Here is a 22,145-nt window from a genome sequence, read left to right on the forward strand (position 1 = left end):
TGCCCGGCTTCCGATTCACCGGGGATGCGACCGGATCATGCGCACTCGCGCGGGCGGGGTCCAGGCAGAACCGATGGCGACTATCCGAAGTGACCGGCCAAAGCCCGTTATCCGGCGTTTTCTGCCGATCCGCTATGTGTAACAGGTTTCGCCGCTAATTCTGCCTGGACCCTGTCCCCGGCGTAGCCCGAGGATGCGCAAGCAGCGTGATTCCGTCGAGAGCCGACAGACGGGGCGGGGCTCCGGCGCGATCCGAGATCTGCGCGCGGGGGGACGAGGGGAGAGTTGTCCGTGGGCGCCGAGAACGAGGAGAGACTGCGCGGCTATCTCAAGCGCGTGACAGCGGAACTGCTGGAGACCAGGGAGCGTCTCGCGGAGGCGGAGGGGAGCCACGGGGAGCCGATCGCGATCGTCGGCATGGCCTGCCGGTTCCCCGGTGACGTGCGTTCCCCCGAGGACCTCTGGCGACTGGTCGAGAACGGGGACAGCGGTGTCACCGGGTTCCCCGAGGACCGGGGCTGGAACCTCGCCGCGCTCGGCCCCGACAGCGAGGACCCGGCGTCGCGGTGCGCTTCGCGGCACGGCGCCTTCCTCCACGACGCCGCCTGCTTCGACGCCGAGTTCTTCGAGATCTCACCGCGCGAGGCGGTCGCGATGGACCCGCAGCACCGCCTGCTGCTGGAGATCGTCTGGGAGGCGCTCGAACGGGCGGGCATTCCGCCCGAGTCGCTGGGCGGCAGCGCCACCGGCGTCTACGTCGGCATGATGGCCGGCGACTACGCGATCCCGATGGCCACGTCGAGCCGGGGGACGCCCGGGCTCGGCGGGTTCCTCGTCAACGGCAACACGAACGCCATCGCGTCGGGGCGGATCGCCTATACCTTCAACCTGCGGGGTCCAGCGGTCACGATCGACACGGCGTGCTCGTCCGGGCTGGTCGCCCTGCACGACGCGTGTCACGCGCTGCGCCGGGGCGAGATCTCGGTGGCACTCGCCGGCGGGGTCGCGGTGATGTCGACGCCCGCGCTGCTGGTCGAGTTCACCCGCCAGGGCGGGCTCGCCGCGGACGGCCGGTGCAAGGCGTTCGCCGCCGCCGCGGACGGGACCTCCTTCGCCGAGGGCGTGGGGATGCTCGTCCTGGAGCGGTTGTCGGACGCCCGCCGCGCCGGTCACGAGGTCCTGGCCGTGGTACGCGGCAGCGCGGTGAACCAGGACGGCGCGTCCAACGGCCTGACCGCGCCGAACGGAGCCGCCCAGCAGCAGGTGATCCGGCAGGCGCTGGCCGCCGCCGGCCTGGCGCCGTCGGACGTGGACATGGTGGAGGCGCACGGGACGGGCACCCGTCTCGGCGATCCGATCGAGGCGCAGGCGCTGCTGGCGGCGTACGGCCGGAACCGGGAACGTCCGCTGTTCCTCGGCTCGGTGAAGTCGAACATCGGTCACACCCAGGCCGCCGCGGGCATCGCCGGCGTGATCAAGACGGTCATGGCGATGCGCAACGGCGTCATGCCGCCGAGCATCGGGATCGACGAGCCCACCCCGCACGTCGACTGGTCCGCCGGCGACGTCAGGTTGCTGACCGAGACGACGCCGTGGCCGTCGACCGGGGGGCCGCGCCGGGCCGGAGTCTCGTCCTTCAGCATCAGCGGCACCAACGCGCACGCGCTGATCGAGCAGGCGCCCGCCGAGGACGCCGGCGACGCCGGCGACGCCGGCGACGAAGCGCCCGCCGCGGACCTGGCGGCCGTCGCGTGGCCGCTGTCGGCCAAGTCGCGCCCGGCGCTGCGCGCCATGGCGGCGGGGCTGCTCGCGCGCCTCGACGCGGAGCCGGAGGTCTCCCCCGCCGACGTCGGCCTGTCCCTCGCCGCCGGACGCGCCACCCTGAAGCATCGCGCCGTCGTCGTCGGCGCCGGCCGGAAGGACCTGCGTACCGGCCTTGAGGCGCTGGCGGCCGGAGAAGCCGCGGACACCCTCGTGGAGGGCTCCGCGACGACGAACCCGGGCCCGGTCTTCGTGTTCCCGGGTCAGGGGCAGCAGTGGGCGGGGATGGCGGCGGGGTTGCTGGCGGAGTCGCCGGTGTTTTCGGCGCGGGTGGGGGAGTGTGTGGCGGCGTTCGAGCCGTTGGTGGATTTCTCGTTGTGGGAGGTGCTGCGCGGCGGCGGCGACGGTGCCGGTGGTGCGGGGGCGCTGCTGGAGCGGGACGAGGTGGTGCAGGCGGCGTTGTTCACGGTGATGGTGTCGCTGGCGGAGGTGTGGCGGTCGGTGGGGGTGGTGCCGTCTGCGGTGGTGGGGCATTCGCAGGGGGAGATCGCGGCGGCGTGTGTGGCGGGGGCGTTGAGCCTGGAGGACGCGGCGCGGTTGGTGGTGTTGCGGGGTGGGCCGATCCGGCGGGTGTTGGCGGGTCGTGGGGGGATGGTGTCGTTGGGGTGTTCGGCGGGGGAGGCGGAGGTGTTGCTGGGGCGGTGGGGTGGGCGGTTGGTGGTGGCGGCGGTGAACGGCCCGCGGTCGTGTGCGGTGTCGGGGGAGTTGGGGGCGCTGGCGGAGCTGACGGCCTTCTGTGAGGGGTCGGGGGTGCGGGTGTCTCGGGTGGCGATCGAGTATGCGTCGCATTCGCCGCAGGTGGAGGCGGTGCGGGAGCCGTTGGGTGAGGCTTTGGCCTGGGTGGAGCCGCGTGAGTGTGGGGTGGGGGTGTATTCGTCGGTGACGGGGGGGTTGGTTTCGGGGGAGGAGTTGGGTGGGGGGTATTGGTTTGAGAATTTGCGGCGGCCGGTGGATTTCGCGGGTGCGGTGGGGTCGTTGCTGGGTGATGGTTACGGGTTGTTCGTGGAGTGTGGTGCGCATCCGGTGCTGGGGTTGGGGTTGCGGGGGATTGTCGAGGAGGCGGGGGTCGAGGCGGGGGTGGTCGGCTCGATCCGCCGGGGCGACGGCGGTTTCGCGAGGTTCTTGACTTCGGCGGCCGAGGCATACACCCACGGCGCCCACGTCGACTGGCCCGCCCTCTACGCCGGGACCACGGCCAGGCGCGTGTCCCTGCCCACCTATCCCTTCCAGCACAGCAGATACTGGGTCGACGCCCCCGCCCGGCGGGAACGGGACGCCGCGGGGCTCGGCCTGTCCGAGCCCGGCCACCCGCTGCTCGACGCCGCCGTCGATCTCGCGGGCGACGGCGGCGAGGTGCTCGTCGGGCGCGTCTCACCCGCCCTCCACGACTGGATCCCCGACCACGCGGTGGCCGGCACCGTCCTGCTGCCGGGCACGGCGCTGGTCGAACTGGCCGCGCACGCGGCGGCCCGCGCCGGGCTCGGCGGCGTCGAGGAACTGACCCTGCACGCGCCCGTCGTCATCCCCGCCGAAGGCGACCTGACCGTGCAGATGGTCGTGGGACCCGACGACGGCACGGGCCGGCGGTCCCTGAGCCTGCACTCGCGGCCCGCCACCGACGGCGAGACCGACTACGAGGCCGCCGCCGACGGGCCGTGGACCCGGCATGCGGAAGGCACCCTGCGAGCCGACGCGCCCGGCGACGCGGACGCGCCGGAGTGGGACGACCTGCGGGGTTCCTGGCCCCCGCCGGGCTCCTCTGCGGTCGACGTCACCGGGGTGTACGACCGTCTGGACGAAGGCGGATTCCACTACGGCCCCGCCTTCCGCGGGCTGCGCGGTGTGTGGCGGCGCGGCGAGGTTCTGTTCGCCGAGGTGGCCCTGCCCGAGGTCGCCCAGGCCGCCCCACAGGGATACGGCGTCCACCCCGCGCTGTTCGACGCCGCGCTGCACGCGATGCCGGCCGGCCAGGCGGCGACCGGACAACAGGCCGGGGACAAGGCTGGAGAACAGGCCGGGGACCTGCGGGTGCCGTTCGCCTGGCACGGCGTCGCGGTGCACGCCGCCGGGTCCGGCACCCTGCGGGTCCGTTTCTCCCGTACGGGTGACCAGGGCGTGGCGATGCTCGCCGCGGACGAGACCGGTGCGCCCGTCCTTTCCGTCGAGTCCCTGGTGACCCGCCCGATCACGGCCGAGCAGTTGCACGCGGCGCGGGGCTCCAGCCGCGACTCGCTGTTCCGCCTCGACTGGCCGGCCCTCCAACCGCTGCCCGCCCAGCGCGTACGGGCGGAGCGGTGCGCGGTGCTCGGCGGCGAGCCCGCCCCCTGGGCGGCACACCACTACCCGCACCCGGCGACGCCGGCCGACGGATCGGGCGCCGCCTCGGCCCGGTGGGTGGTGGCCGACGGAGCAAGCAGTGGGGCGGCGGACGCATCAGGCAGCGGGCTGGGTGACGCTCTGCCGGATGCTCAGACCGACTCAGCGGCCGGTGGGCTGGCGGATGCGCTCAACGGGTTGCCGGAGTCCGGTGCTTCCGTGCCGGAGTACGTCGTGGTGCCGCTTCCCGAGCCCGTACCGGGTGCTCCCGGTGGCGTCGCCGGCGCGGTCCGGTCGTCCGTCGGCGAGGTGCTCGCCCTCGTCCGGCGCTGGCTGGCCGACGAGCGGTTCGCCGCTTCCCGGCTGGTCATCCTGACCGGCAACGCGGTGGCGCTGGAGGGCGACGGCCTCCCGGACCTGGCCGCCGCGTCGGTCTGGGGCCTGATCCGGTCGGCCCAGTCGGAGCACCCCGGCAGGCTGACGCTGGTGGACACGGACCGGACGGCCCGGTCCGCCGACGCGCTGCCCGCCGCCCTGGCGTGCGGCGAACCACAGGTGGTGATCCGGGAGGGCGTGGTCCGGGTGGGCCGGCTCGTCCGGGCCGACGTACGGGCGAACGCGGCGGCGGCGCAGCCGGCCGGGGGCACCGAGGGAACCGTACTGATCACCGGAGGGCTCGGCACGCTGGGCGGCCTGGTGGCCCGGCACCTGGTCACCGCGCGGGGAGCGAGGCGGCTGCTGCTGCTCGGCCGCCGGGGCGGCGACACGCCGGGTGCGGACCGGCTCGTCGAGGAGTTGACCGCGCTCGGGGCGAGCGTGACCATGGCCCGGTGCGACGCGGCCGACCGCGCGGCCCTCGCGGACGTGCTGGCCGGCATCCCCGCCGAGCACCCGCTGACGACGTTGATCCACGCGGCGGGCCGCACCGACGACTGCGTCGTCTCGTCGCTGACGCCGGAGCGCCTGGACCGGGTGCTGCGGCCCAAGGTCGACGCGGTGGTCAACCTGCACGAGCTGACCCTCGGCCACGAGCTGACCGAATTCGTGTCGTTCTCGTCGGTGTCCGGCGTTCTCGGCGGGGCCGGCCAGGCGAACTACGCCGCCGCCAACGCCTTTCTCGACGCCTTCGCCGAGTATCGCCGGGGCCTCGGGCTGCCGGGGCTGTCCCTCGCCTGGGGGCAGTGGGCGCAGCCCAGCGGCATGACCGGCGCGCTGGACGAGACCGAGCTCAGACGGCTCGCCGCCGCGGGGGTCGTGGCCATGTCGTCGGAGGAGGCCCTCGCGCTGTTCGACGCCGCCAGCACCGCCGGGACCGCCTGCGTGGTGACGGCCCGCATCGACTTCCCGGCGCTGCGCTCCATCGCGCGGGCGGGTGAGCTGCCGCCCGTCCTGCGCTCGCTCGTGCGTACGCCGACCCGGGCGCCGGGGCAGGCACAGGGCACGCAGACACAGGGCACGCAGACACAGGGCGCGTCCGACTCCGCGTCGTGGCGCCGCGAGCTGGCCGCACTGCCCGAGGCGGACCGGCCGGGCAGGCTCGTCGACCTGATCCGCGTCAAGGCGGCCCTGGTGCTGGGCCACCCCGAATCCGCCGCCGGGGCGATCGACGCCGACGGCGCGTTCAAGGAGCTCGGCTTCGACTCGCTCACGGTGGTCGAGCTGCGTAACCGGCTGGCCGACGTGACCGGCCTGCGCCTGCCGGCGACCCTGGTCTTCGACTACCCGACTCCCGCCACGCTCGCGGCGCACCTGCTGTCCGAGCTGGCGCTGGACGCGGTCCCGGGCGCTGTCGCGGCCGGGATGCCGGACAGGGTGCCGGACGGGGACGGCGAGGACGCGGTGAACGCCGCCGTCGAACACCTGCGCCAGGTGGTGGCCGCGCACCCGCTGGACGACACCGCACGCGGACACCTGGCGTCCCGGATCAACGGTCTGCTGCGCGAATGGACCGCCCAGCCCGCCGAACCGGCCGCCCGGCTGGACTCCGCGAGCCCGGACGAGCTCTTCGCCCTGCTCGACCAGCAGTTCAACGGCCGCTGACGTACGGCGCCCGCCCACACGAACTCACGGAGGGTACACGCAGTGGTGGACACATCTTCCGCCTCGGTCGTCGAGGCGCTGAGGACCTCTCTGCTGGAGAACGAACGGCTTCGGATGCGCAACCGGCAGCTCGCCGCGGCGTCCCGGGAGCCGCTGGCGGTGGTCGGGATGGCGTGCAGGCTGCCCGGCGGCGTCCGCACTCCGGCGGACCTGTGGCGGCTGGTCACCGACGGCGAGGACGCCATCGGGCGGTTCCCCGACGACCGCGGCTGGGACATGGAGACGCTCTATCACCCCGATCCGGACCACCCGGGCAGCTCGTACGTCCGGGAGGGCGGGTTCCTCTACGACGCGGCGGACTTCGACGCGGCCTTCTTCGGCATCTCGCCCCGCGAGGCCCTGGCGACCGACCCCCAGCAGCGGTTGCTGCTGGAGTGCTCCTGGGAGGCGCTGGAGAACGCCGGGATCGATCCGAAGTCGCTCGCGGGCAGCCGCTCCGGCGTCTTCATGGGCCTGATGTACCACGACTACGTGGGCAACACGAGCTCCGGCAGCATGGTCTCCGGCCGGATCTCCTACACCTTCGGGCTCGAGGGCCCGGCGATGACCGTCGACACCGCGTGCTCGTCGTCGCTGGTGGCCCTGCACTCGGCCATGACGGCGCTGCGCCAGGGGGAGTGCTCGCTGGCCCTGGTCGGCGGCGCCACGGTTATGGCCGGCTCGTTCTCCTTCGTCCAGTTCTCGCAGCAGCGGGTGGCCGCCCCCGACGGCCGGTGCAAGCCCTTCTCGGCGGCGGCGGACGGCTCCGGCTGGTCCGAGGGCGCCGTCGTCGTCGCGGTGGAGCGGCTCGCCGACGCCCAGCGGCTGGGGCACCGGGTCCTCGCGGTGCTGCGCGGCTCGGCGGTCAACCAGGACGGCGCGAGCAGCCGGCTCACCGCCCCCAACGGGCCGTCGCAGCAGCGGCTGATCCACCAGGCGCTGGAGAACGCGGGACTGTCCGCCGCCGAGATCGACGTCGTCGAAGCGCACGGCACCGGGACCAGGCTGGGCGACCCGATCGAGGCGCAGGCGCTGCTCGCGACGTACGGGCAGGACCGGCCGGCGGACCACCCCCTGCTCCTCGGCGCGCTGAAGTCCAACATCGGCCACACCCAGGCCGCGGCCGGCGTCGCCGGCCTGATCAAGATGGTGCTGGCGCTGCGGCACGGCCTGGTGCCGGGCACCCTGCACGTGGACGCGCCCACTCCGCAGGTCGACTGGACGACCGGGGCCGTGGAGCTCGTCACCGAGACCCGGCCGTGGCCGCGCACCGGCCGCCCGCGCCGGGCCGCGGTGTCGTCGTTCGGCCTGAGCGGGACCAACGCGCACATCATCGTGGAGCAGGCGCCCGAGCCGTCCGCCGCCGACGAGCCCGGTCCCACGCCGGACGGTCCCGCGCCCGGCGGTCCCCTGCCCTGGGTGGTGTCGGGCCGGTCCGCCGCCGCGCTGCGGGCGCAGGCGGCCACGCTGGCGTCGTTCGCGGAGTCCCGTCCGGACGTGCGGCCGTACGATGTGGGCCGGGCCCTGACCACGCGGTCGGCCTTCGAGCACCGGGCCGTGCTGGTCGGGCGCGGCCGTGAGGAGTTCCTCGACGGCCTGGCGGCGGTGGCCGCCAATGCCGAGGCCGCCGGAGTGGTGCGGGGCGCGGCCCGCGCCACCGGCCGCACCGTGTTCGTGTTCCCGGGGCACGGCTCCCACTGGGCGGGGATGGGCGCCGGTCTGCTGGACACCGAGCCCGCCTTCGCCGCGGAGATGGCGGCCTGCGACGCGGCGCTGCGCGAACACGTCGACTGGTCGCTGCTCGACGTGCTGCGCGGCGTTCCCGGCGCGCCGCCGCTGGAGGGCGAGGACGTCGTCCAGCCCGCGGTCTTCGCCGTCATGGTGTCGCTCGCCGCGGTGTGGCGCTCCTACGGCGTCGAACCGGCCGCGGTGCTCGGGCACAGCCAGGGCGAGATCGCCGCCGCGTACGTCGCGGGCGCCCTCACCCTGGAGGACGCGGTGCGCGTCGTGGTGCTGCGCAGCCGCGCGATCGCCCGGACCATGACGGGACGCGGCGCGATGGCGGTCGTGTCGGCCGGCGGGGACACGGTCCGCGACCTCCTCGGACCCTGGGAGGGCCGGCTGGTCGTCGCCGCCGTCAACGGCCCGGCGTCCACCGTCGTGTCCGGGGACGGCGACGCCGTCGGCGAACTGCTCGCCCGCTGCGAGGCCGACGGACTGCGCGCCCGCCGGACGTCGGTCACCTACGCCTCCCACTCGCCGCAGATGGACGCGCTCAGGGACGAACTGCTGGCGGACCTCGCCCCCGTACGACCGAGGCGTTCCGCCGTCCCGCTGTTCTCGACCCTGACCGGAGACTGGGCGGACACCTCGGCCGGCGCCGCGCGGATGGACGCCGGCTACTGGTTCCGCGCCCTGCGGGAGCAGGTCCTGTTCGCCCCCGCCGTCGAGGCGCTCGCGGCGCAGGGCTTCGACTGCTTCCTCGAGATCAGCGCGCACTCGGTCCTGGTGCCCGACATCCAGCAGGCGCTGGAGGCCGGCGGCCGGCCGTTCTGCGTGGCCGGGACCCTGCGCCGGGGCCACGGCGACCGGAGCCAGTTGCTCGCGTCGCTGGGCGCGGCGTACTGCGGCGGAGTCCCGGTCGACTGGCGGGTGGCCTTCCCCCAGGAGACCGGGGAATCCGGGGGAGCCGCCGACCTGCCGACCTACGCCTTCCAGCGCCGGCGGTTCTGGCTGAACACCGGCACGCCGGGCGGCCCGTCGGGGGAGAGCGAGCTGCTCGCGGCGCTGCCGTACGACGAGGACGACCACGACGACGTCCGCGAACGGCTGCTGTCCACGACGGGCGACAAGCGGGAGCGCGTCGCGCTCGAACTGGTCGTCGGCGCGATCGCCGGCGTGCTCGGGCACCACTCGACCGAGGAGATCCCCGCCGACGCCGATCTCCTGCGCCTGGGCTTCGACTCGCTGACCGCCCTGGAGCTGCGCAACCGGCTGAACCGGGCGACCGGGCTGGTCCTGCCGGTGAGCATGGCTTTCGACCAGCCCACCCCGCTCGCGCTCGCCCGGTTCGTCCTCGCCGAGATCGCCGCGGACACCGGAGCCGCCGGGGCGGAGGACGGCCCCGCCCTGCTGCGGATCGCGGCCGACCGCCGCCGGGGAGAGGTGGCGGACCACCCGATCCCGCTGTCGTACGCGCAGCAGCGCCTGTGGTCGCTGGAGCAGCTCGTGCCGGACAGCGCCGCGTACAACCTGACGTTGTCGGTCGGGGTGAGCGGAGAACTGCGGCCGGAGGCGATGGAGAAGGCCGTCAACGAGGTCGTCAGGCGGCACGAGATCCTGCGCACCCGGTTTCCCAGCCCCGGCGGGAAGGCCCGGCAGGAGATCCTGCCGGAGCTCACGATCAGCGTGCCGGTCGTCGACCTGACGGCGGCCGAGGACCCGGAGGCGGAGTACGCGCGGATCGCCGGCGAGGTTGCCCGGCGGCCCTACGACCTCGCCGAGGCGCCGCTGCTGCGGGTGACGCTGTTCCGGTTCGGGCCGCTCGAACACCGGATGCTGCTCGGCATGCACCACATCGTGGCCGACGTGTGGTCGGGTGGTGTGTTCGGGATGGAGCTGACCGCCGCCTACGAGGCCTACGTGAGCGGCCGCGACCCGGAGCTGCCGGAGCTCGCGGTGCAGTACGCCGACTACGCCCTCTGGGAGCGCGAGCGCTTCGCCGGTGAGGGGCTGGCCGCCCGGCTGGAGAGCTGGCGGCGGGCGCTCGGCGGTGATCCCACCGGAGTCGAGCTGCTGCCCGACCGGCCCCGGCCGGCCACCCAGCGCTTCCGCGGCGGCAGCATGAGCTTCGAGCTCGGCGCGGAGCTGACCGGCAGGCTGCGGTCGCTCAGCGGCGAGCGCGGCGTCACCCTCTTCACGACCATGCTGGCCGCGCTCAAGGCCGCGCTCTACCGGTACGCCGGCGACACCGGGAACACGGGCGACGTCGTCATCGGGACCGCGATGGCCAACCGGAACCACGACGCCGTGCAGGAGCTCATCGGGTTCTTCGTCAACATGGTCGTGCTCAAGACCCATGTCGGCGACGACCCCACCATCGCGGAGCTGGTCGACCGGGTCGGCGAGACGGTCCGGCACGGCTACGACCACCAGGACGTCCCGTACGACGCGGTGGTCGCCGAGCTCGCCCCGAACCGGGGACTCACCGCGAACGCGCTGTTCCAGGTCGTCTTCGACATGAAGCGGCACCGGGCCGGCGCGGGGCGGGACGACCTGGCGGACATCGTCGAGGTGCACAACGACACCAGCAAGTTCGACCTGGAGGTGTCGGTGACCGAGATGTCCGACACGCTGCTGGTCGACGCCGAGTACAACAGCGAGATCTTCGACCACGACACGATCGAGCGGTTCCTCGCCGGATACCAGGTGCTCCTGGACGCGTTCGCCGACCGGCTCGACCGGCGGGTGTCCGAACTGCCCGTGCTGCCGGCCTCGGCCGAGCGGGAGATCCTCCTCGACTGGAACGACACCGAGCGCGTCTACCCCGAGGAGCGCGTCCGGTGCCTGCACACGCTGATCGAGGAGACCGTCGACGAGCGGCCGGACGCGATCGCGCTGACCTTCGAGGGCGAGCACCTCACCTACGCCGAACTCGACCGCCGCGCGAACCGGGTGGCGCACCGGCTGCGGGCCATGGGAGTGCGCCCCGACCAGCCGGTCGGCATCTGCGCCGAACGCTCCCTGGAGATGGTGGCCGGCCTGCTGGGCATCCTCAAGGCGGGCGGCGCGTACGTGCCGATCGACCCGACGTATCCGCGCGAGCGCGTGGCCTTCATGCTCGCCGATGCGGAACCGGCGATCCTGCTCACCCAGCAGCGGCTCGTGGACGGCCTGCCGGAGCACGGCGCGGTGGTGGTCCCGCTGGATCGGGCAGGGGAGTTCGACGCCGAGCCGGACTCCCGCCCGGAGAACATCGCGGGGCTGGACGACCTGGCGTACATGATCTACACCTCGGGCTCCACCGGGCGGCCCAAGGCGGCCATGATCAGGCATCGCGGGGTGGTCAACCGGCTGCACTGGCAGCAGGACTACTTCCGGCTCACCCCCGGCGATCTGGTCCTGCAGAAGACGCCGTTCAGCTTCGACGTGTCGGTGTGGGAGTTCTTCTGGCCTCTCATGATCGGCGCGCGGATGGTGATCGCCCGTCCCGAGGGGCACAAGGACCCCGAGTACCTCGCCGGGGTGATCCGGGAGCACGGGATCACGACGCTGCACTTCGTGCCCTCGATGCTGCGGATCTTCCTCCAGCACCCAGGCATCGAGGACTGCCGGTCCGTCACCCGGGTCATCGCCAGCGGTGAGGCGCTGCCCCTCGCCTCGATCCGGTCGCTGTACGAACGCCTGCCCGCGGCGACGCTGTACAACCTCTGGGGGGCCACCGAGTGCTCGGTGGACAGCACCTGCTGGGAGTGCCCGCGCGACCCCGGGACCTCCGTGGTGTCGATCGGCACGCCGATCGCCAACACCCAGGTGTACGTCCTCGACCGGAACCTGCGGCCGGTGCCGTTCGGCACGCCCGGCGAGGCGTACATCGGCGGCGTCGGGGTGGGCCGCGGCTACTACCGCAGGCCCGAGCTGACCGAGCAGCGTTTCCTGCCGGACCCCTTCAGCTCCGAGCCCGGCGCCCGGCTGTACCGCACCGGCGATCTGGCGAGGTTCCGCCCCGACGGGACGATGGAGTTCCTCGGGCGCACCGACTTCCAGGTCAAGGTGCGGGGGATGCGCATCGAGCCGGGGGAGATCGAGGCGGCCCTGGCCGAGCACCCCGCCGTGCGCGACGTCCTGGTCGTGGCCCGCGACCTCCCGCACGACGCCGAGAGCAAGCAGCTCGTCGCGTACGTGGTCCCCGAGGACGGCATGGTCGCGCCCGACTCCGCCGCGCCGTCGGCCGTGTCGGCCTGGCGCGACCTGTTCGACCAGAGCTACCAGCGGGAGACCGCCGGCGCGGCCGACTTCAACACCGTCGGCTGGGACAGCAGCTACACGAGCGAGCGGCTGCCGGACGACGAGATGCGCGTCTGGCGCGACTCCACGGTGGAGCGCATCCTCGCCCTGCGGCCCAGGCGCGTGCTGGAGATCGGCTGCGGCACCGGCATGCTGCTCGCCCGGATCGCCCCGCACACCACGGCGTACTGGGCGACCGACCTGTCCGGCAAGGCCCTCGACTACGTGCGGGAGCGCCTGGTGCCCGGCCTGCCGGACACGGTGGACGTCCGGCTGTTCGAGCGGGAGGCCCAGGACTTCACCGGCCTGGACGGCGAGCGGTTCGACGCCGTGGTGATCAACTCGGTCGTCCAGTACTTCGACAGCCCGGGACACCTCCGGGAGGTCGTCGGCAGGGCGCTGGCCTGCCTGCGGCCCGGCGGCGCGCTCTTCCTCGGCGACCTGCGCAGCCTGCCGATGCTCCCGGCCCTCCACGCGGAGATGGAGCTGGCGCGGACCGAGCCGGGGCTCACGGTCGGGAGCCTGCGCGAGCGGATCCGCCGGCGCGGGGCGTACGAGCGTGAGCTGCTGCTCGCGCCGGAGTACTTCAGCGCGCTGCGCGAGGAGGTCCCGGCCGTCAGCCGCGTGGAGATGATGCTCAAGCGCGGCGACCACCACAACGAGCTGACCCGGTACCGCTACGACGTCGCCGTCCACGTCGGAGAGGCGGCCGGTGCCCAGCCGCCGCCGGAGACGGTCTCCTGGACGTCGGTGGACGAGGTCCGCCGGGTGCTCATAGGCCGCCGGCCGGACGTGCTGCGGGTCGACGGCGTGCCCAACGCCCGGGTCGCCTCGGTCAACGCCGTCCTCGCCGCGATGGACGGCGCGCCGGCGGACGGCCCGGTCGACCGGCTGCCCCGTACGGAGGACCCCTCCGGCGTCGAGCCCGAGGTCTGGTGGCGGCTGGGCGAGGAGCTCGCCTACCAGGTGAACGTCGCCTGGATGGGCGGGGCGGCCGACGGCGCCTACCGGGTGACGCTGCACCGCCCGGAAGCCGGTCATCTCGTCGACTGGACGGACCCGGGCGAACCGGGGCGTCCGGCCGCGCACTACGTCAACAACCCGCGGCTCGCCGCGCTCAGCCGCTGGCTGAGCGGCGACGTCGGGAGCTTCCTGCGGGAGAAGGTGCCGGACTTCATGGTGCCGTCGGCCGTCGTCGCCATCGCCGAGTTCCCGGTCAGCGCCAACGGAAAGCTCGACCGCGACGCGCTGCCGCCGCCGGAGCTGGGCGTCGAGCCGGAGCAGGGGATCGTCGCCCCCCGCACCGAGATGGAACGGCGGATCGCGGAGATCTGGAAGGAGGTGCTCGGGGTCCACGAGGTGAGCGTCGACCGGGGCTTCTTCGCGTTGGGCGGCGACTCGCTGCTCGGCATCCAGATGGTCAGCCGGGCCAAGGCCATCGGCCTGGCGCTCAGCCCCCAGGACGTCTTCCAGAGCCACACCATCGCCGACCTGGCGGCCCTGGCCGAGTCCCGCGGCCGGGTGGACGTCGCGGGCGCGGGCCAGCGGGACCAGCGGGTGCTGGAGTGGGCGCGGTCGCGCCACCCCGGCGCGGAGGACGCCTACCCGGTGACTGGCATGCAGCGGTACATGCTCGACCGGATCCGGCAGCGGCCGGGGTCCGGCGTCTACGTCACCCAGCAGTCGTTCCGCCTCTCAGGCCAGGAATTCGACCCGGTCGCGCTGGAGCGGGCCTGGCAGCACACCGTCGACCGGTTCCCCAACCTGCGCTCGGCTTACTTCCAGGACGAGGACGGCGGGTGGGTCCAGGTCGTCCGGCCGGACGTGCGGCTGCGGATCCAGACGTACGACCTCCGGGGCCTGCGGCCGGTCGAGCAGGAGCGGCGGCGGCACGCCCACCTCGAGGCGCAGCGGCGGCGCGGGTTCACCGGCCCGCCGCCGCAGGTGCGGCTGCTCCTGTTCCGGATCGAGGACGACGTCTACGACTACGACCACTTCTTCTGCATGGCCGCCCAGGACGGCTGGAGCTACCAGATCATGATGCCGGTCCTCCTCGCCGCCTACGAGGCGTTCCGGGCGGGCGGCGAGCCGGCGGACGCGCCCTTCACCTCGACGTACGGCGACTTCTGCGTCGAGCAGAGCCGGCGGGACATGACGGAGGCGGAGGCGTTCTGGCGGCGTGAGCTCGCGCCCCTGCCGTCCGCGGCGCCGTCCATCACCCTGCCGGCCGCTGAACGGCCGGCCGACCACGTGACGCCGCTGCTGCAGGAGAGCGCGACGGTCCCGCCGGAGGTGGCGAACGGGCTCCTGGAACTGTCCAGGACACACGGCTTCAGCATCAACAGCGTGCTGCACGGCGCGTGGGCCGTCATGCTCAGCGCCATCACCGGCGCGCGGGACGTGGTGTGCGGCGCGGTCTTCTCCGGGCGGGGCAGCACGTCGGTCGATGTCGACCGGGCGACCGGCCTGATGTTCAACATCCTCCCCCTGGTGGCCAGGGTGGACCCCGACGCGCCGATGCTGCCGTGGCTGGCCGAGATGCAGGAGAAGATCTCCGCGATCACCGACCACGAGTACGTGCCGCCCGCGGCGCTGTACGAGATCACCGGCGCGCCCGCCGGGGAACCGCTCTTCGAGAGCTACCTCGTCAGCGAGAACCTGCCGAGGCTGACCGAGAACCTGCTGCGGTTCATGTCGGTCCTCGGGGCGATGCCGGCCCAGGTCCTGGCCCAGACGGACCACCCGCTCCGGGTCGAGAGCGCGATCTCCGGGGAGTTCATGCAGATCTCCCTCAACCACCTGTCCGGCTACTTCCCGGAGGGCACGCCCGCCCGCTGGCTCGCGGCGTACGTACGGATTCTGACGGCCGTCGCCGCGGACCCGGGGGGCCGCATCGGGGATTACCTCCCCGCCCCGTCCGTGGACCGGACCGGCGGCAATTGATCTCAGGAATCGGCGGGCGATCCCCGGTGCCGCCCGCCGAGCGCGCAGGACGAAACGGAGGCTTCACCCATGAGCGTGGTGACCGGATCAATCATCATCGACGCCGACCCGGAGGCGGTCCTCGCCATACTGCTGGACCTCGCCGACTACCCCTCCTGGCAGCCCGGCGTCGAACGGGTCGACATCGAGGACACCGACGAGCGGGGACGTCCCCGGCAGGCCACCTGGCACGCCAAGGCCATGGGGCTGCGGGCGACGCATTCTCTCCGGTATGAGTATCCGGCGGAGGGCTGTTTCGAGTACCACCTCGTCGGCAGTGAGGTGATGACCCGGTTCGATTTCAGCTGCACCGTCACGGGGGACGGCGGAGGAAAGAGCGAGGTAAGCGTCTCGCAGGAACTCGGAATCAAATGGGCCATGCCGGAGGCCATTCTGAACAAGAATGCGCGGAAGGGAATCGGCAAAATGCTGGACGCGCTCAAGCGAAAGGCCGAGGAGGCCCGCCCGCGGTGACCTGACGACCCCACGTCCGCCCCGCCCGGTACGGCGTTGCCGCCGTACCGGGCAGTTGGCGCGCGAGATCCCCCGCCGCAATGCCGGCCATTTAAAACGGTCCAATACGGGCTGGCCGCGTCCGGCCGCGCCCCGCTCCAATTCGCTACTGCTGTAATTGACGCCTGCAAGATCGGCTGTGTACTGTTGGGGAACGCGAGTTTTCCAGTTGATGGGTGAAATCTCAACTAAAACTCGGCGCGGGGAGTTTCTGCTTGTGTTCGGCACCGGGGGAAGGTGTGGAATGGGGTTACCTGACGAGTTGGAGAGCCATAACGAGCTCGCGGCGCTGCTGCGAGGGCTGCGAGAGGAAGCCTGCCTGACCCAGGAGGAGCTGGCGGAGCGGTCGGGGGTCAGTGTCCGCGCGATCTCCGACCTGGAACGGGGGCGGACGAAGAGGCCTCACCGCAAGTCGGTGAGCCTGCTGGCGGAGGCCCTGATGCTGGAGGCCGACGCGTCCGAGAGGTTCCGGCAGGTGGCCCGGCGGCAGGCCGCCGGCGTCCCGGCCCCGCCGGCGCGCCCGCACATCGCCGTCGGGACGCCGCCCGTAGAGGAGTGCCCGCCGAGGGGCGTGTCACAGCCGGCCACGGCCGAGCTGATCGAGTGGATGTACCAGGTCCTGGTCGAGCAGCCGACCCGGCAGCACGGCCCGGACGAACCGGGGTCGTCCGGGCCGAGGGTGGTGCAGCTCGTCGGCGGCTCGGGCGTCGACAAGGCCGCGGTCATCGTGCAGGCGTCGGCCCGCTTCCGGAAGTACTTTCCGGACGGCCAGTTCTACGTCAACGCCGAGGGGGGCGCGCGCGGACCGGCCGGGCTGGTCAGCTCCCTTTCCCGGGTCTTCGGCGTCGGCAGCCGGCACCCCGGCACGCTGGTGGACCAGACCATGACCCTCCGGGCGATGTTCCGCTCGCGCCGGGCCCTGGTGGTTCTGGACAACGTGGCGGACGCGGCGGAGGTGCGCCCGCTGCTGGCGACCGACGGCAACTGCGCGGTGATCGTGATCGCGCAGAACAGGCTCGATCTATTCGAGGGCGTCTGGACGGTCGGCTTCTGCCCGCACGACCGTTCCGGCGACACGCAGCACGTCCTGCTCAGGACGGGCTGATCCGGTCGGTGTCGTCGGGCGTCCGGCGGACGGCGCGTGTCAGGCGCCGCCGCCGGGCGCCCGGTTCCGTACGGCCGGGGCGTACCCGGCCGGCTTGTCCCCGATCTTGACACCGGGGCTGACCAGCCGGCCCTGGTAGCCCGGCGTGAACACCTGGCGTGCTGATCGAGCAGTCCGGCGGCGAGACCTGGAGGCTGCCCTGGACATGGGCAGCGCCCACCTCCGCACCGGCCGGACTCGGGCTGGTATGGACGCGTTCATCGTCTGCTCCGGCCTGTCCTTCTCCTGGTCCGACGGCACACCCGTCTTCACCGGCCTGTCCTGCACCATCGGCGGCGGCCGCACCGGGCTCGTCGCCCCCAACGGCGCCGGCAAGAGCACGCTGCTCAAGCTGATCGCCGGCGAGCACCGGCCCACCGGCGGCGCCGTCGCCGTCGAGGGCGAGCTCGGCTACCTGCCGCAGAACCTGCCGTTCACCGCCGGCCTGACCGTGGCCGAGGTGCTCGGTATCGCCCCGGTGATCGCCGCCCTGGACGCCATCGAGTCGGGCGACGCGAGCGAGGAACACTTCACCGCGATCGGCAACGACTGGGACATCGAGGAGCGCACCCGCGCCCAGCTCGACCGGCTCGGACTCGGCGACCTCGCCTTCGACCGCGCACTGGGCACGCTGAGCGGCGGCCAGGTCGTCTCGCTCGGCCTGGCGGCCCAGCTGCTCCGGCGGCCCGACGTGCTGCTGCTCGACGAGCCGACCAACAACCTCGACCTCGCGGCCAGGCGCAGGCTCCACGACGTGCTCGGCGACTGGACCGGCTGCCTGCTCGTGGTCAGCCATGACCGGGCCCTGCTCGACCGGATGGACCGCATCGCCGAGCTGGAGCGGGGCGAGATCCGCTTCTACGGCGGCGACTTCACCGCGTACGAGGCGGCCGTACGGGCCGGGCAGGAGGCCGCCGAGCGGACCGTGCGCGGCGCGGAGCAGGAGCTCAAGCGGGAGAAGCGGGAGATGCAGCAGGCCCGCGAGCGCGCCGAGCGCCGGGCGGGCAACGCCGCGCGCAACCTCAAGAGCGCCGGCCTGCCGCGCATCGTCGCCGGGGGCATGAAGCGCGGCGCTCAGGAGTCGGCCGGGCGGGCGGGCCAGATGCACGCCGCCCGCGTCGGCGACGCCAGGGCGAGGCTCGACGAGGCCGAGCGGGCGCTGCGCGACGACCAGCGGATCACGCTGGAGTTGCCGGGCACGAACGTGCCCGCCGGGCGCACGGTCTTCCACGGCGAAGGCCTGCGGGCCCGCGACCTGTTCGCCGGCCCGGGTCTCGACCTGACCATCCGCGGTCCCGAGCGCATCGCGCTGACCGGCCCCAACGGCGCGGGCAAGTCCACCCTGCTGCGCGTCGTCGGCGGCGACCTGGCGCCCGACGGCGGCATGCTGCGGCGGGCCGACGGCCGGGTCGCCTACCTGTCGCAGCGGCTCGATCTGCTCGACCTCGACCGGACGGTCGCGGAGAACCTGGCGGCCTACGCCCCCGGCATGCCTCCGGCGGAGCGGATGAACCTGCTGGCCCTCTTCCTGTTCCGGGGGACGCGCGCCCACCTGCCGGTCGGCGTGCTGTCGGGCGGCGAACGGCTGCGCGCCACGCTGGCCTGCGTTTTGTGCGCCGAGCCGGCCCCCCAGCTTCTGCTGCTCGACGAGCCCACCAACAACCTCGACCTGATGAGCGTGGCGCAACTGGAAAGCGCGCTCACCGCGTACGAGGGGGCGTTCGTGGTGGTCAGCCACGACGAGCGGTTCCTCGCCGAGATCGGAGTGGAGCGGTGGCTGGACCTCTCCGGCGGTCACCTCCGCGAAACCCGCGGCCCCACCCCCGTCTGACACCTGGCCCTCCAGGGCGCGTCGGGGGCACCAGGCGCGCCCCGGTGCCGCACGGCCTCCATCCGCCGGGCCGGTGTAGTAGCCGGATGCGGGCCGCATCCTGACGGCTTTCATCCGAAAGGGCGCAGAAGAGTCCATTGCCCTGCAATGTGTGCTAGACCGTAATTGCGGATAGAAGTGATCACAAGGGGGTATCCCTGCAGCGGGACGGGACTATGGCCTCGTTCGTCAAATGCCGGGGCTGGTCATGTCCGTCTGGAACGCTCAGGATGGAAGTCATGCCAGGGCGATTATCACTATGGGCGGGCGGCCTTCTCATCGTTGCCACCATCGCGGGAACCGCGGTCTACTTCGCGGTGCTCGGGCTTGACAGAGCGGACAAGCTGGCGAGCGTCATCGGTGCGCTGGCAGCGATAGCGGGCATAGGGCTGACGCTCTATGGAATGTTTCAAGCCCATCGCGCGGCCTCTGATTCGACGATAAGATCACCCGCCGTGCAGAACGTGATCAGCGGAGGCTCCCAACACGGCTCCGTCCTCCAGGCCAGGGACATCCACGGAGCGGTGCGCTTCGGCGTGCCCGGCGATCTGACACCGGAGAGCCGCGACAGCGATCTGTGACTGCCCGGCTCATTTCGCCTGATCTCCCCGGTTCACAGGATCGGGTACTGAGCGAAGCTGTACCGCATGGAGGATGCCCAATCGGGCGGCATCGAGGAGTCGACCAGCGTGACGAATGGCCTGCGTGTAGTCCTGATCTCTTTCGCTGTGAGCGGTTTCAAACTTCTGTACGACACCTGCGTTCAAGCGGGGCACACGCCGGTCGCATTCGTGCACGCCCGATCACTGCGCCAGCAGAGAACCACTAGCAGACGTTCTGCGGAGGCCATCGCGGACATTGGTCAAGCACTGCCGCCGTAAGCATTCACGTCATGCGCGCTTTGTGACCGATGGCTTGCTGGTGTGACGTTCCGTCACTTTGATCGTTGATCTCCGGCATGCTGTGATGGCCGTGTGCCTGGCCTGGAAGAGATGTCGCGTGAGGAGCTGATCGCTCTTGCGCGCGCTCTGGCCGAGCGGACGGTGATCCTGGAGAAGGAGAATGCCGAGCTGCGCGAGCACGTGGCCGTGCTGGAGCAGGAGAATGCCGCGCTGCGTGAGCGGGTCGCGCGGTTGGAGCGGCTGATCTCGCGCAACAGCGGTAACTCGGGGATGCCGCCCTCGGCTGATGATCTGCCGGGTAAGAAGCAGCCCAAGGCCTCTTCCGCGGCCCGTGGGGCGGGCAAGCGCAGGCCGGGCAAGCAGCCGGGCGCTGCCGGGGTGAGTCTGGCGTGGTCGGATGAGGTCGCCGAGCGCGACATGGTCGAGCACTTTCCCGAGGGGGCCTGCGGGTGCGGGGCCGATCTGGCCGGAGCGGCCGATCTTGGGGTGACCGGCCGGCATCAGCAGATCGAGATTCCGCTGGTGACCGCCCGCCGCCTGCAGCACAACCTGCACACGGTCGCCTGCCGGTGTGGTGCGGTGCATACCGCTGCCCGCCCGGACGGGGTGAGTTCCGCGCCGGTCAGCCTCGGGGTCAATCTGCAGGCGTGGTGTGTGTATCTGCTGGTGGTCCACGCGATCCCGGTGCATCGGTGCGTGGAGTTGGTCGCCTCGCTGACCGGGGCACAGCCGTCGGTGGGGTTCGTGCACGGCCTGATCGCCCGCGCCGCGGGCCTGGTCGCCTCGGCCGATGCGCGGATCCGTGCGCTGCTCACGCTGGCGTACGTGGTGTGCTGCGATGAGACGCCGATCCGGGTCGGACCGAAGAAGGCCAAAAAGTACCTGCTGGTGGCCTGCACGAAGGTGTTCACCTCGTACATGCTCGGCGACCGGGACATGGCCACGTTCAAGAAGTTCGTCGTCGCCGAGTTGACCGGCGTCGTCGTCCACGACCGCTACCAGAACTACGACTCGGCCGAACTCGGCGAGCACGACCACCAGCTGTGCGTGGCTCACCTGCTTCGTGATCTGCAGGACTGCGCCGAGACCTACCCTGGTGCGGCCTGGCCGGCTCAGATCCAGATCGCGCTGCGCGGACTGATCCACGCCGCCAACCTCGCCCGCGAGCAGGGCAGGGACGCCATCGCCGAAGGCACCCGGAGAATGTGGATCAGCAGCTTCCGGCACGGGGTGCGGGTGGGCCTGTCGGAGGTTCGCCGTCTTCCCGGCCCGGCCAAGACCGTCACCCAGCCCGTCGGCCGCGTGCTGCTGGAGGTGTTGCGCGACCGCGAGGACGACGTGCTGCGCTTCGCCCGCGACCTGCGGATTCCTCCCACGAACAACCAGGCGGAACGCGATGTCCGCCCAGCCAAGACCCAGCAGAAGATCTCCGGCCGGCTCCGCTCCGAACGAACCACCGCGCACCGTTACGCCATCCGCGGCTACCTGTCCACCGCGGCCAAGCACGGTGCCGATGTCATGACCGCGATCCGAGACGCCCTCGTCGGCCGCGCCTGGATGCCTCCCGATCCCACACCGGCCTGACCCCAACACCCACCCCGGGACGACTCGCGGCCATGCACCATCACACACCGCGATCAAGCAACACCGGAATGCATCAGAGCTGAATGCTTACCTGCCGCCAGGCATGGATCTGCTGCTCCCTGGTACGGCAGGCGGCGTGGCGAAGGCGTTGGCCGGTTATCAGGCAGACCTCATCGTCGTGTACGGCTGTCCATGGAAGCTTACGCGGGAGGTTCTGCAAACCACGCGACTCGGTGCCATCAACGTGCACACCTCTCTGCTGCCTCGTTATCGAGGGCCTATACCGATTCACTGGGCGGTCCGCAACGGCGATCCGGAGACCGGAGTCACCGTCCACTGGATGGACGACGAGTTCGACAACGGGAACATCCTCGTGCGAAAAGGTGGTATCCAGATCGAGGACGACCTGGTCACCGAGGGGTTGTGGCGGGAGATCAACGAGGCCATCGCGGAGCTGCTCCCTGCCGCCATCGAGCTCGCAGCCGCCGGTGCCGAGGGCGAGCCTCAGGACGAGACCGACGCCGACTATGGCGGCTGGATGGAGCCGGACTTCATGTTCGTGGACTGGAGTCGTGGCGCACGCGAGATTCACGACCAGGTCCGTGTTTTCCGGTTCGGGCTGTTTGGGCAGCTCGGGCCGTTCGCCCGGATAGATGGTGAATGGAGGACACTGCTGCGAACCGCCCTTGCACCGGCAAGTGGGGTGGAGATGATGTGCGGTGACGGACCGATCTGGATAACTGAAATGGCACCTGCCGTCCCTCCTGACCGTTGACGAGACATCTCGTCCGAATAATCCCGACTGACTGATCACCCAGACAACAACCGGGTTCACAAATCTGCAAAGGAGAACACTGATGACTCGTGCATGGGAGGCCGACCCGTAAGCATTCAGGCCGTTCGCGAGGAGTGATATGCGGATCGCCTG

The 22,145-nt window shown here is 72.0% G+C and carries 9 protein-coding genes; 8 read left to right on the forward strand and 1 reads right to left on the reverse strand.

Features of this window, described 5'->3' with window-relative positions:
* The first annotated feature begins 291 nt into the window (after positions 1 to 291).
* The 4 genes from OG344_RS23225 to OG344_RS23240 all read left to right on the forward strand — a co-directional run bounded on the left by OG344_RS23225 (position 292) and on the right by OG344_RS23240 (position 16,822).
* A complete protein-coding gene (locus OG344_RS23225) occupies positions 292 to 6,177 on the forward strand; it encodes an SDR family NAD(P)-dependent oxidoreductase (RefSeq protein WP_405084875.1) in 5,886 nt (1,961 codons plus the stop codon).
* Between the two features lie 45 nt (positions 6,178 to 6,222).
* Positions 6,223 to 15,165 carry an amino acid adenylation domain-containing protein gene (locus OG344_RS23230; RefSeq protein WP_405084876.1) on the forward strand — a complete coding sequence of 2,981 codons (8,943 nt, stop codon included), beginning with the start codon at positions 6,223 to 6,225 and terminating at the stop codon, positions 15,163 to 15,165.
* A gap of 69 nt (positions 15,166 to 15,234) precedes the next feature.
* Complete coding sequence (locus OG344_RS23235) at positions 15,235 to 15,678, forward strand: SRPBCC family protein (protein ID WP_405084877.1); 444 nt, start codon at positions 15,235 to 15,237, stop codon at positions 15,676 to 15,678.
* A gap of 283 nt (positions 15,679 to 15,961) precedes the next feature.
* A complete protein-coding gene (locus OG344_RS23240; protein ID WP_405084878.1) occupies positions 15,962 to 16,822 on the forward strand; it encodes a helix-turn-helix domain-containing protein in 861 nt (286 codons plus the stop codon).
* A 39-nt stretch (positions 16,823 to 16,861) separates the two neighbouring features.
* Here the strand turns inward: OG344_RS23240 and OG344_RS23245 are convergent, their stop codons facing one another.
* Positions 16,862 to 17,029, reverse strand: a complete 168-nt coding sequence (locus OG344_RS23245; RefSeq protein ID WP_405084879.1) for a hypothetical protein — start codon at positions 17,027 to 17,029, stop codon at positions 16,862 to 16,864.
* 40 nt (positions 17,030 to 17,069) lie between these two features.
* On the opposite strand from OG344_RS23245, the gene OG344_RS23250 reads away from it, so the two are divergent.
* The 4 genes from OG344_RS23250 to OG344_RS23265 all read left to right on the forward strand — a co-directional run bounded on the left by OG344_RS23250 (position 17,070) and on the right by OG344_RS23265 (position 21,992).
* Positions 17,070 to 18,692 (forward strand): ABC-F family ATP-binding cassette domain-containing protein, encoded by a 1,623-nt coding sequence (locus OG344_RS23250; RefSeq protein ID WP_405084880.1) that lies wholly within the window; start codon positions 17,070 to 17,072, stop codon positions 18,690 to 18,692.
* A 215-nt stretch (positions 18,693 to 18,907) separates the two neighbouring features.
* Positions 18,908 to 19,312 carry a hypothetical protein gene (locus tag OG344_RS23255; RefSeq protein ID WP_405084881.1) on the forward strand — a complete coding sequence of 135 codons (405 nt, stop codon included), beginning with the start codon at positions 18,908 to 18,910 and terminating at the stop codon, positions 19,310 to 19,312.
* Between the two features lie 411 nt (positions 19,313 to 19,723).
* Entirely contained in the window at positions 19,724 to 21,217 is a 1,494-nt protein-coding gene (tnpC, locus tag OG344_RS23260) for an IS66 family transposase (RefSeq protein ID WP_405084882.1), read from the forward strand.
* A 103-nt stretch (positions 21,218 to 21,320) separates the two neighbouring features.
* Positions 21,321 to 21,992 carry a methionyl-tRNA formyltransferase gene (locus OG344_RS23265; protein ID WP_405084883.1) on the forward strand — a complete coding sequence of 224 codons (672 nt, stop codon included), beginning with the start codon at positions 21,321 to 21,323 and terminating at the stop codon, positions 21,990 to 21,992.
* The last annotated feature ends 153 nt before the right edge of the window (positions 21,993 to 22,145 follow it).

Source organism: Microbispora sp. NBC_01389 (genome assembly GCF_045040095.1).
Lineage (GTDB): Bacteria > Actinomycetota > Actinomycetes > Streptosporangiales > Streptosporangiaceae > Microbispora.

Bases quoted from the DNA above. Each gene is read 5' to 3' on its own strand.
- OG344_RS23235 (WP_405084877.1), top strand. From the start codon at position 15,235: ATGAGCGTGGTGACCGGATCAATCATCATCGACGCCGACCCGGAGGCG.
- OG344_RS23240 (WP_405084878.1), top strand. From the start codon at position 15,962: ATGGGGTTACCTGACGAGTTGGAGAGCCATAACGAGCTCGCGGCGCTG.
- OG344_RS23245 (WP_405084879.1), bottom strand. From the start codon at position 17,029: ATGTCCAGGGCAGCCTCCAGGTCTCGCCGCCGGACTGCTCGATCAGCA.
- OG344_RS23250 (WP_405084880.1), top strand. From the start codon at position 17,070: ATGGACGCGTTCATCGTCTGCTCCGGCCTGTCCTTCTCCTGGTCCGAC.
- OG344_RS23255 (WP_405084881.1), top strand. From the start codon at position 18,908: ATGGCCTCGTTCGTCAAATGCCGGGGCTGGTCATGTCCGTCTGGAACG.
- tnpC (WP_405084882.1), top strand. From the start codon at position 19,724: ATGTCGCGTGAGGAGCTGATCGCTCTTGCGCGCGCTCTGGCCGAGCGG.
- OG344_RS23265 (WP_405084883.1), top strand. From the start codon at position 21,321: ATGGATCTGCTGCTCCCTGGTACGGCAGGCGGCGTGGCGAAGGCGTTG.